The organism is Pseudomonas sp. S07E 245 (assembly GCF_019599025.1).
GTDB lineage: Bacteria > Pseudomonadota > Gammaproteobacteria > Pseudomonadales > Pseudomonadaceae > Aquipseudomonas > Aquipseudomonas shirazensis.
This window is the reverse complement of the sequence record NZ_CP080625.1, coordinates 4,554,122-4,565,445: the sequence shown is the minus strand read 5'-3', so window position 1 is coordinate 4,565,445 and position 11,324 is coordinate 4,554,122. Positions and strand designations below refer to the sequence as shown.

The window sequence follows — 11,324 nt, the reverse complement described above, 5'->3', positions numbered from 1 at the left end:
GCTATCTCAAGTCGCGATGAGCCATTAGTGGCGCATCTGGAATTCTCTATCACGCAGAACAGACTATCTTGAATCCGGCTGGTTCATGCGCAACGTTTTGTCGTAGGGTCCTGTGGGCCAGAACGGCGACAGGCATGGTCGCCAGGCAACCGGATCAGTATCCTAGCACCTCCTGGCCTGCTGACGCTAAACCGAAGCGGGCCGCCGTACAGGTTAATCATCGTATGAATGCTCTAGCCCGCCGCGCTGCTGGCCTGCTGCTCAGCACGCTCTGCCTGCCCCTGGCAGCACTTGCCGCCGATCCGCAACCGACCCACGAATTCATCCTCGACAACGGCCTCAAAGTGGTCGTGCGCGAGGACCACCGCGCCCCCGTGGTGGTCTCGCAGATCTGGTACAAGGTCGGCTCCAGCTACGAGACCCCGGGCCAGACTGGGTTGTCCCATGCGCTCGAGCACATGATGTTCAAAGGCAGCGCCAAACTCGGCCCGGGCGAAGCTTCGCGGATCCTGCGCGACCTCGGCGCTGAAGAAAACGCCTTTACCAGCGACGACTACACCGCTTATTACCAAGTGCTGGCGCGCGATCGCCTGCCGGTCGCGTTCGAGCTCGAAGCCGACCGCCTGGCCAGTCTGCGCCTGCCGGCCGACGAATTCAGCCGTGAAATCGAAGTGATCAAGGAAGAACGGCGCCTGCGCACCGACGATCAGCCCAACGCCAAGGCGTTTGAGCTGTTCAGCGCCATGGCCTACCCCGCCAGCGGCTACCACACGCCAACCATCGGCTGGATGGCGGACCTGGAGCGGATGAAAGTCGAGGAGCTGCGCCACTGGTACGAGTCCTGGTACGCGCCGAACAACGCCACCCTGGTGGTGGTCGGCGACGTTACCGTCGATGAAGTCAAAGGCCTTGCGCAGAAGTACTTCGGCGCCATCCCGAAACGCACAGTGCCGCCGTCCAAGCTGCCGCTGGAGCTGGCAGAGCCCGGCCTGCGCCAGTTGACCCTGCACGTGCGTACGCAGTTGCCGAGCCTGATCTACGGCTTCAACGTGCCAGGCCTGGCCACCGCCAAGGAGCCACGCACCGTGCATGCCCTGCGGCTGATCTCGGCGCTGCTCGACGGCGGCTACAGCGCGCGCATGCCAGCACGCCTGGAGCGCGGCCAGGAGCTGGTCGCCGGCGCGTCGTCCGGTTACGACGCGTTTACTCGCGGCGACAGCCTGTTCCTGATCTCGGCCACGCCGAATGTGCAAAAGCACAAGACCCTGGCTGATGTCGAAAAAGGCATCTGGCAGCTGCTCAACGAACTCAAGACCACTCCGCCAACCGCCGAAGAGCTCGAGCGTGTACGCGCCCAGGTCATCGCCGGGCTGGTGTATGACCGTGACTCGATCAGCAGCCAGGCCACCACCATCGGCCAGCTGGAAACCGTCGGCCTGTCCTGGAAGCTGATCGACAGCGAACTGGACGAGCTCAAGCAAGTGACCCCGCAGGACATCCAGGACGCCGCCCGCACCTATTTCACCCGCGAACGCCTGAGCGTTGCCCATGTACTGCCCGAGGAGTCCGCTCATGAGTGATCGCCGCCTTCCACGCTACGCCCTGATCGGTCTCGGCGCGGTTGCCCTGGCAGTCGCCGGCACCATTATGCTGACCCGCCCGGCACAGTCCGATGCCGCTACCGCAACCACTACCGATGCCAAGCCTGCCAGCAGTGCCGCAAGACCAGCCAATACCCTGCAGTCGCTGGCCGAACTGGACGGCAAGGCGCCGAGCCGGCGTGAACTGAACATCCAGAGCTGGAACACCGCCGAAGGCGCCCGCGTGCTGTTCGTTGAAGCCCGCGAACTGCCGATGTTCGACCTGCGCGTGACCTTTGCCGCCGGCAGCAGCCAGGACGGTAACGTCGCTGGCCTGGCCACGCTGACCAACGCCATGCTCAACGAAGGTGTTGCCGGCAAGGACGTCACTGCAATCGCTGAAGGCTTCGAAGGCCTGGGCGCCGACTTTGGCAATGGTTCCTACCGCGACATGGCGGTAGCGACCCTGCGCAGCCTCAGCGCCAGCGACAAGCGCGAGCCGGCCCTGAAGCTGTTTGCCGAAGTGGTCGGCAAGCCGACCTTCCCCGCCGACGCGCTCAAACGCATCCAGAACCAGCTGCTGGCCGGTTTTGAGTACGAGAAGCAGAACCCGGCCAAGATCGGCGGCAAGGCGCTGTTCGCCAACTTGTATGGCGATCACCCATATGCCCAGCCGAGTGACGGCACTGCGCAGAGCATCCCGGCGATCACTCTGGAGCAACTGCGCGCGTTCCACGCCAAGGCCTATACCTCGAAAAATGCCGTGATCGCGCTGGTTGGCGACCTCAGCCGCAGTGATGCCGAAGCGATTGCTGCGCAGGTTTCCGCCGCGCTGCCGCAAGGCCCAGCGCTGGCCAAACCGGCCGAGCCGAGCGAACCGAAAGCGGGCCTGACCCACATCGACTTCCCGTCCAAGCAGACCCACCTGATGCTCGCCGAGCTGGGTATCGACCGCCAGGACAAGGACTGGCCAGCACTGTCTCTGGGTAACCAGATCCTTGGTGGCGGTGCCTTTGGCACGCGGCTGATGAGCGAGGTGCGCGAGAAGCGCGGCCTGACCTACGGCGTGTACTCGGTGTTCAGCCCGATGCAGGTCCGCGGCCCGTTCATGATCAACCTGCAGACCCGCGCCGAACTCAGCGAAGGGACACTCAAGCTGGTTCAGGATATCCTTGCCGACTACCTCAAGAGCGGCCCGACCCAGCAAGAGCTGGACGATGCCAAGCGCGAACTGGCCGGCAGCTTCCCGCTGTCCAATGCCAGCAACGCCAGCATCGTTGGCCAGCTGGGCGCAATCGGCTTCTACAACCTGCCTCTGACCTGGCTCGAAGACTTCATGCAGCAGTCGCAGAGCCTCACCGTCGAGCAGGTCAAGGCCGCCATGAACAAGCACCTGGCAGCGGACAAACTGGTGATCGTCACGGTCGGCCCGAAAGTCGCGCAGCAACCGCTGCCGCCGCCTACTGACAAACCCGCCGAGCAGCCGCTTGGCGTACCGGAGCATTAATGGCCAAGCCATCCACCCCCGCTCGCGCCAAGCCCGGCGTGAGCCAAGGCCAGGGTCACCTGCGCATCATCGCTGGCGAGTGGCGCAGCCGCCGCCTGCCGGTGCCAGACGGCCCGAGCCTGCGGCCTACCCCTGATCGCGTGCGCGAAACCGTGTTCAACTGGCTCGCGCCCTACATCGAAGGCGCACAGGTGCTCGACGCCTTCACTGGCAGCGGTGCGCTGGTGCTCGAAGCCCTGTCGCGCGGCGCCGAAAATGCCGTGGCGCTGGACAACAACGGCGCCGCGGTCAGCAACCTCAAGGACAACCTCGAGCTGCTGCGCTGCGCCCGCGGGCAGATCCTCCAGACCGACGCCCTGCGTTATCTGGATGGCGAAGCGAAAAAGCAGTTCGACGTGGTCTTTCTCGATCCGCCGTTCAATCAGGACCTGCTGGCCAACACCTGCAGCCTGCTCGAAGAACGCCAGTGGCTGCGCGAGCGGGCCTGGATCTACACCGAAAGCGAAGTAGCGCCGTCTTCGCTGCAGATGCCTGCCAGTTGGCGCCTGCACCGTGAGAAGAAGACCGGCCAGGTGCATTACGCACTGTGGCAACGCGGCTGACGCCCGCAGCCCACCTGCGTAATTAATTAACGCAGGTGGGTCACCCGCTTGATTGAAGCTGCTTCGTTCTAACGTCGAACAGGAGCGCTCCAATCATGACCTCGTCCGCAACCCCTTTGTCAGCCAGCCAGACGGTGCTCACGCAGCCACCGCTGCAAAGCTTCAAACTCGACAACGGCCTGCAGGTCTATCTGCGCCAGGACTACCGCGCCCCGCTGGTCAGTGCGCAACTGTGGTACCACGTCGGCTCAAGCTATGAGCCGGCCGGCCAATCCGGCCTGTCGCATCTGCTCGAACACCTGATGTTCGAAGGCAGCAGCAAACTGGCATCGGGGCAGTACTCCAAACTGCTTACCCTGCTGGGCGGCGACCCCAACGCCTTCACCTCCGAAGATGCTACGTGCTTCCCGGTAACGCTGCCTGTCAGCCGCCTGGAGATCGTACTGGAAGCAATGGCCGATGCCATGGGCACTGCGCGCTTCGAGCAGTCGACCTTCGAGCGCGAGGTGCAGGTCGTGCTGGCAGAGCGACGCCTGCAGACCGACCAGAGCCCACTGACCATCGCCCTGGAACGGGACAGGCTCCTGGCCCACGGCAGCAGCCCGTATGCGACCCCGATCATCGGCCATCAGGCCGATGTTGAAAGCCTCACCGCTCAAGCCGCGCGCCGTTGGTACCAGAACTGGTATCAGCCCGCCAACGCGACACTGGTGGTCGTGGGCGATATCGATCTGGCGTGCCTGCGCCGGTATGTCGAGCGCCATTTTGCCGCTGTGGCCCGCGCTCAAGTGCCATTCAATAGGCGCCCAACAGGGCCGACTGCGTTGCAATCGCGCAGCCAAACCGTGGCCTTGGCACAGATGCGCGAGGGTTTGATCATGAACTTCAACGTTCCCAGCCAGGCAACCGCAGTCGATGAGCATGAGAGCTGCGCACTACGCCTGATCCCGGAACTGATGATGAATGGCGTCAGCTCGCGGCTGTATCGGCAACTTGTCAATCGCAGGCAGTTGATCCAGGCGATGCGCGCCAAGTACCGGCACCTGATGCGTGGCGACAGCCTGATGTCGTTTTTCATGTTCAGCAACCCCCAGCAAGGCACCCCGCAGCAAGCCGGCGAAGTGGTGTTGGACGAGCTGCAGGTGCTGGCCCAGACAGCGCCCAGCGAAGCGGAGCTTGAGCGCGCCAAGGCACGCTTGCTGGCCAATCTGGTGTTCGGCCGAGACATGATCAGCCAGCAGGCCGACGCCATTGGGCGATATGCCGCAATCGGCGTCGACCCTGCGTTTCTCGACCGTGAGCAGCACGCCATCGAGCAGGTCAGCGCAGACGCTGTGCGCCACGCAGCCCTCAGCTACCTGACCCGGGATCGACTGAGCATTACCTACATGATGCCCCAGGAGCAAACCCATGACTGATTCGACAAGCATTGCACCCACCGCCGTTACCGCCAACCTGTCCTCAGCCGAAGGCATCGACCTGAGCCAGTTCGAACAGGTTCGCACTGAGGTACAGGCCTGGCAGACCAGCCATGGCACCCAGGTACGGTTCGTCGAGGCGCGCCAATTGCCGATGGTTGACCTGATCGTTCTGTTCAATGCCGGCACCAGCGTGGATGCCGAACACAGCGGGCTGGCAGCCTTGACGATGTATATGCTCGATGAAGGCACCGAGCGCTTGAACGCCGAGCAGTTTGCCGAACAGACAGAGCGATTGGGCGCGATCCTCAGCACGCAGATCCGCTTGGAGCATGCCTCGTTGTCGCTGCGCTGTCTGAGCAGCGAAGTGGTGTTGGCGCAGGCCGTGGCGCTGTTTACCGAGATGCTTGCACGGCCCGCCTTCGACGAACAGCAACTGGTCAAGGTCAAGCAGCAACTACGGGCATTCCTGAGCTCTCGCTACAACGCTGCGCCAACCCGCGCCCAGAGTGAACTGTTCAGCCGCTTGTATGCCGGGCACCCGTATGCCGCCCCATTGGGTAGCACTGAGCAGGGCATTCAGGCCCTGACCGCCCAGGATTTGCGTGATTTCCATCAGCGCGCTTACTCGGCCAACAATCTGCAGGTGTCGATCGTCGGCGATCTGTCGCGGGCGCAAGCCGAGGCGCTGGTCGAGCAGCTCGCCGAGGCTCTGCCGCAAGGCTGGGCCGCTGCCGAGCTGCCGCCGGTTTCGCCCACCAGCGCCGCCAGCGCACATGTGCCAACGCCTGCTGCAAACAACACCCTCCTGCTTGCGGTACCCATGAGCGGGCGGCCGTCGCAGCCAGACTATCCGGCGCTGGTTCTGGCAGCCGATGTCCTCAGCTCAGGATTCGACTCACGCCTGATGCAGGAGCTGCGGCAACGTCGCGGATTGACTTATCACATCAGTTGCCGGCCATCCCCGCTCAAGGCCGGCGGCTTGCTCGCCATCGGCTGGGACTGCGCCGCGCAATACCGCGAGGCGAGCCGCGAACTGGTCGCGGGCATGCTCGAAGCGCTGGTAAATGAGGGCCCCACCAACGCCGAACTGGAGCTAAGCCGTCGGCAGCTGTCTGGCCAGTTGCTACGCTCGGTGGCAACCAACAGCGGGCTGGTGGAGCTGTTGAGCAAAGGCAGCCATCAGGGCCTGCCCGCCGATCACCTGGTCACCTACCAGGCGCAGTTGAGCGCAGTCAGCGCACGCAGCGCACGCCACGCACTGCAGGAGCACCTCGACCTGAGTCGCATGGTGACCGTCAGCCTGGGCTCGGACCAACCGCAGCAGCCCTTGCCGCCGCTGCCACACAGCGACCGATAGCACAGGTACAGCGGCGCCGTTTCATGGCACTCTAGGCAGGCACATCACGAGTCGCCCCAGCATGCCCAGCCACACTGCCCAGTTCCGCCCGGCCACCGGCCTGACCAACCCTCACCTGCAAACCTTGTGGGGCCCGCTCTGGCGCAGATTGCCGGAGCTGGCCCGCAGTCGCGAGCGGCTCTGGCTGACCGATGGCGACTTCATCGACCTCGACTGGTACGGGCCGCATCAGCTCGACACGCCGTTAGTGGTGGTCCTGCATGGCCTCACCGGCTCGTCCAGCTCGCCCTACGTCAAGGGTTTGCAGCATGCCTTGCAGGCGCTCGGCTGGGCCAGTGTTGCGGTCAACTGGCGTGGCTGTTCGGGTGAGCCGAATCTGCTTGCGCGCAGCTATCACTCCGGCGCCAGCGAAGACCTTGCCGAAATCATCCAGCACCTTCGTGCGCAGCGGCCGCTGGCGCCGCTGTATGCGGTCGGTTACTCACTGGGCGGCAACGTGCTACTCAAGTACCTGGGTGAAAGCGGCGCCGCCAGTCAGTTGCAGGCAGCGGTCGCGGTATCGGTGCCGTTTCGCCTGGATCAATGCGCCGACCGCATCGGGCTGGGTTTTTCGAAAATCTATCAAGCGCACTTCATGCGCGAGATGCTGGCCTACGTGCAACACAAGCAGCAGTACTTTCGCGCCACCGGCCAGCAGCAGGGGCTGGAGCAGATCGAGCAGTTAGGCGCGCTGGGCAAAATGCGCACGTTCTGGGATTTCGATGGCAAGGTCACCGCGCCGCTGCACGGCTTTGCCGATGCACACGATTACTATCGGCGAGCATCCAGCCGCTATTACCTGGGCGAGAACCGCACACCGACCCTGATCATTCACGCCAGCGACGACCCGTTCGTGTTCACCCATAGCCTGCCGACGCCTGAAGAGCTGCCGGCGCAGACCGAATTCGAACTGCATGCCCGCGGCGGGCATGTAGGCTTTGTCGAAGGCAGCCTGCGCAAGCCGGGGTATTACCTTGAGCGGCGCATTCCGCAGTGGCTGGCCGAGCGCGGTTAAGCGCTGACGGCCTCAGTCGCCAGTGGCCACGCCGCGCTGCGGGTCGTTGATCCACTCACTCCAGGAACCTGCATACAAGCGGCCCAACGGATAGCCGGCCAGCGCCAGGGCAAACAGGTTGTGACACGCCGTCACCCCCGAGCCGCAGTAGGCAATCAGCTGCTCTGGCGCGCGCCCGGCCAACTGCTCGGCAAAGCGCTGCTTGAGCTGTTCGACCGGCAGAAAACGGCCATCGGCGCCTAGGTTGTCGGTGAATGCCGCGCATCTGGCTCCGGGAATGTGCCCTGCCACTGGATCGATCGGCTCCACTTCGCCACGAAAACGCGGCAAGCCGCGGGCGTCGAGCAAGGTCAGCTCAGGTTTGTCCAGCTCGGCCAGCAATTCCTCGGCATCGATCAATAGCTGCGTATCGGCCTCACCGCTGAAGCCGCCCTCGCGCTTGGGTGGCGAATCCAGGCTCAGCGGCAGTTGCGCGGCATGCCAGGCCTTGAGCCCGCCATCGAGTATCGCCACACCGTCGCGCTTGCCCAGCCACACCAGCAGCCACCAGGCGCGTGCGGCGAAGGCGCCAGGGCCGTCGTCATACAGCACCACCTCACTGGTGTTATCCACACCCCACTCGCGCAGCCGCTCGATCAGCCTTTGCGGGTCCGGCAACGGATGCCGGCCGGTCTGTCCCCTGACCACCTTGCCACTCAGGTCGCGCTCAAGATCGGCAAAGTGCGCGCCGGCGATATGCCCTTCGGCATAGCTGCGCTGGCCGTAATCGACGTCCTCCAGAGCAAAACGACAGTCCAGAATCACCAGCCGAGGCGAGTCCAGACGCTCGGCCAACTGCTGTGGGGTGATCAACTGCGCAAGGGGCATGGCAATCTCCTGATCGAAGGGCAGCAAGGCGTCAGTGCGCCAGGGCCTGGTTGAGAGGTATGTGAAATTCATCGCACAAGGCGTCTACGGCAGCGCGCGCATCGGCCGTAACGAAGCCCAGCTCCAGCACCAGCACTTGATAGACGCCGCGCTTGAAAGCTTCTTCACCCAGATGCGCCGAATGTTCGCGGGTGGTGCTGAGAAAGCGCACCCACGAAGTCAGCACGATCCAGGCATTGATGGTCAGCGACTCGATCTGCGCCGGCGCCATGGCGAGGATGCCTGCATCGACAAAGCCGCGGTAGATCGCCTGGCCCTGCACCAGGCAGCGCTGGGAAAAGCGCCGATAGCGGGCCGCCAGCTCCAGATCGCTCTCAAGCAGGTGCTCCAGGTCGCGATGCAGAAAGCGGTAGTTCCACATCGCCGCGAGCAGTGCCTTGAGATAGAAGCGTTTGTCTTCGACGGTCGCCGCGCGGCCCTGGGGCGGGCGCAGAAAGCTGTCGACCAGCTCTTCGTACTGACTGAACAACACGGCGATGATCGCCTGCTTGTTGGGGAAGTGGTAGTACAGGTTGCCGGGCGACATTTCCATGTGCGCTGCGATGTGGTTGGTGCTGACGCTGCGCTCGCCCTGCTGGTTGAACAGCTCCAGGCTGTTTTGCACGATGCGCTCACGGGTATTGATGCGTGGGGCCATGCTCAGCTCCAGGTTACGGGCAGTTCGATACCGCATCTTACGGTCAATCCAGCCACGGTTGCACGATTGCAGGCTGCTGACGGGTCGAAATCCTGATCGAATTAGAGTACAAGCTCTAGCACCTGTCCGGCCTCGCGGAGCCTGTGATGTCTTCAACCCTGAGCGCGCCTCCTGTGCATTCCGACCTCGACCTGCAAGCGACGTTCGCCCTGCAGCGAAAGGCGTTCGCGGGCAACCCGTCGCCCTCTGCCGCGCAGCGCCGGCAATGGCTGAAAAGCCTGCGCGAAGCGCTGCTGGCAGACCAACAGCGCTTGATCGAGGCGATCGATGCCGACTTTGCCGGGCGTAGCGCTGATGAAACCCTGCTGGCCGAGCTGCTGCCCACGGTGCAAGGCCTGCGCGATGCCGAGCGCCAGCTGCAGCGCTGGATGCGGCCCTCGCGGCGCAAGGTCGGTCTGGCCTTTCAACCGGCCAGCGCGCGGGTGGAATACCAGCCTTTGGGTGTGGTCGGCATTATCGTGCCGTGGAACTACCCGTTGTTTCTGGCCATTGGCCCGTTGACCGGAGCGCTGGCGGCGGGCAACCGGGTCATGCTCAAACTCAGTGAGGCCACCCCGGCCAGCGGAATCGCCCTGCAAGCGCTGCTGGCGCGGGTGTTTCCCGAGGACTTGGTCAGCGTGGTGCTGGGGGAGATCGAGGTCGGCCAGGCATTTGCCCGCCTGCCGTTCGACCACCTGTTGTTCACCGGTGCCACCAGCATCGGCCGGCGGGTGATGCTGGCGGCGGCCAACAACCTGACTCCGGTAACGCTGGAGCTGGGCGGCAAGTCGCCGGTCATCGTTTCGTCCGACGCGGCCCTGGCCGGTGCCGCCGAGCGCATCGCCTTTGGCAAACTGCTCAATGCCGGCCAGACCTGCGTCGCGCCCGACTATGTGCTGGTACCGCGTGATCGTGTCGGCGCGTTTGCCGATGCCTATCGACAGGCCGTGCGCCGCCTGTACCCGAGCATCGCCGGCAACCGCGACTACAGCGCGATCATCAACCCGCAGCAACTGCAGCGGCTCGTGCACTTGCTCGCGGATGCCAGCGACAAAGGTGCTCAGGTGCTAGACCTGTATCCGCATGAAAGCCGCGAAGGTCGCCGCCTGCCGCCGCATCTGCTGCTGGATGTGAGCGATGACATGCAGATCGTGCAGGACGAAATCTTCGGCCCACTGCTGCCGCTGGTGCCGTATGACAAGCTCGACGATGCGCTCGCCTACATCAATCAGCGGCCGCGGCCTTTGGCTTTGTATTACTTCGGCCAGGACCGCGCGCAGCAGCGGTTGGTACTGCAGCACAGCCACTCGGGCGGGGTATGCATCAACGACACCCTGCTGCATGTTGCCCAGGATGACCTGCCCTTTGGCGGCGTCGGGCCTTCGGGCATGGGCCGCTATCACGGTCACGACGGCTTCCTGACCTTCAGCAACGCCAGGGCAGTACTGAGCAAGCAGCGGCTCAACCTGGCCCGGCTGATCTATCCGCCGTACGGCAAAGCACTGCAACGACTGGTCTACAAGCTGTTCATTCGCTGACTCGCGCGCGCATGACAAGCCCTGCCCGGACTGTCTATAGTGCCTTGGTCAGGCCGTGCGACTTGGCCGGGCGCAGTCGCTGCGCTACCATCCGACTCCCCAACGCACTCCAGCCAGGATGACGCGATGAACCGAGTGTTGTACCCGGGTACTTTCGACCCGATTACCAAGGGCCATGGCGACCTGGTCGAGCGCGCTTCGCGTCTGTTCGATCATGTGATCATCGCCGTGGCGGCCAGCCCCAAGAAAAACCCACTGTTCCCGCTGGAACAAAGGGTCGCTCTGGCGCGTGAAGTCACCAGCCACTTGCCCAATGTCGAGGTCATCGGCTTCTCCAGCCTGCTGGCGCATTTCGCCAAGGAGCAGAACGCCAATGTGTTCCTGCGCGGACTGCGTGCAGTGTCGGACTTCGAGTACGAGTTCCAGCTGGCGAACATGAACCGGCAACTGGCGCCCGACGTCGAAAGCCTGTTCCTGACGCCTTCGGAACGTTACTCGTTCATCTCCTCGACCCTGGTCAGGGAGATCGCCGCGCTGGGCGGAGACATCACCAAGTTCGTTCATCCAGCAGTGGCCGAGGCCCTCACCGAACGCTTCAAGAAGTGATCTGCAGCGCCTGGACGTCGCGCCCGCGTGCACTGCGGGCGCGATTGCGGCACAAT

10 protein-coding genes are annotated in these 11,324 nt (G+C 63.9%); 8 read left to right on the top strand and 2 right to left on the bottom strand.

The features are described from left to right. The first annotated feature begins 224 nt into the window (after positions 1 to 224). From K3F44_RS21045 to K3F44_RS21020, 6 genes are all read left to right on the top strand, one after another. Positions 225 to 1,580, top strand: coding sequence for a pitrilysin family protein (locus K3F44_RS21045; RefSeq protein WP_220632903.1), 1,356 nt, complete (start codon positions 225 to 227; stop codon positions 1,578 to 1,580). Continuing rightward, positions 1,573 to 3,087 (top strand): pitrilysin family protein, encoded by a 1,515-nt coding sequence (locus tag K3F44_RS21040; RefSeq protein WP_150570386.1) that lies wholly within the window; start codon positions 1,573 to 1,575, stop codon positions 3,085 to 3,087. The genes K3F44_RS21045 and K3F44_RS21040 overlap by 8 nt, the downstream gene beginning before the upstream one ends. Continuing rightward, positions 3,087 to 3,689, top strand: a complete 603-nt coding sequence (gene rsmD / locus K3F44_RS21035) for a 16S rRNA (guanine(966)-N(2))-methyltransferase RsmD (RefSeq protein WP_220632902.1) — start codon at positions 3,087 to 3,089, stop codon at positions 3,687 to 3,689. The genes K3F44_RS21040 and rsmD overlap by 1 nt, the downstream gene beginning before the upstream one ends. Before the next feature lie 95 nt (positions 3,690 to 3,784). Continuing rightward, on the top strand, positions 3,785 to 5,107 hold the full coding sequence (locus tag K3F44_RS21030; RefSeq protein ID WP_220632901.1) for a pitrilysin family protein: 1,323 nt from the start codon (positions 3,785 to 3,787) through the stop codon (positions 5,105 to 5,107). After that, positions 5,100 to 6,467 carry a pitrilysin family protein gene (locus K3F44_RS21025; protein WP_220632900.1) on the top strand — a complete coding sequence of 456 codons (1,368 nt, stop codon included), beginning with the start codon at positions 5,100 to 5,102 and terminating at the stop codon, positions 6,465 to 6,467. Before K3F44_RS21030 ends, K3F44_RS21025 begins: the two co-directional genes overlap by 8 nt. 61 nt (positions 6,468 to 6,528) lie before the next feature. Beyond that, a complete protein-coding gene (locus tag K3F44_RS21020; RefSeq protein ID WP_220632899.1) occupies positions 6,529 to 7,521 on the top strand; it encodes a hydrolase in 993 nt (330 codons plus the stop codon). A 12-nt stretch (positions 7,522 to 7,533) separates the two neighbouring features. Here K3F44_RS21020 and K3F44_RS21015 read toward each other — a convergent pair whose 3' ends face one another. Together K3F44_RS21015 and K3F44_RS21010 are read right to left on the bottom strand one after the other, a co-directional pair. Next, positions 7,534 to 8,388 (bottom strand): sulfurtransferase, encoded by an 855-nt coding sequence (locus K3F44_RS21015; protein WP_220632898.1) that lies wholly within the window; start codon positions 8,386 to 8,388, stop codon positions 7,534 to 7,536. Between the two features lie 31 nt (positions 8,389 to 8,419). Further along, a complete protein-coding gene (locus K3F44_RS21010) occupies positions 8,420 to 9,085 on the bottom strand; it encodes a TetR/AcrR family transcriptional regulator (RefSeq protein ID WP_101315435.1) in 666 nt (221 codons plus the stop codon). A gap of 146 nt (positions 9,086 to 9,231) precedes the next feature. Here K3F44_RS21010 and K3F44_RS21005 point away from each other — a divergent pair, with 146 nt between their 5' ends. Both K3F44_RS21005 and coaD read left to right on the top strand, forming a co-directional pair. Next, positions 9,232 to 10,662 (top strand): coniferyl aldehyde dehydrogenase, encoded by a 1,431-nt coding sequence (locus K3F44_RS21005; protein ID WP_220632897.1) that lies wholly within the window; start codon positions 9,232 to 9,234, stop codon positions 10,660 to 10,662. A 126-nt stretch (positions 10,663 to 10,788) separates the two neighbouring features. Next, positions 10,789 to 11,268, top strand: a complete 480-nt coding sequence (coaD, locus tag K3F44_RS21000; RefSeq protein WP_101315431.1) for a pantetheine-phosphate adenylyltransferase — start codon at positions 10,789 to 10,791, stop codon at positions 11,266 to 11,268. Positions 11,269 to 11,324 lie beyond the last annotated feature (56 nt).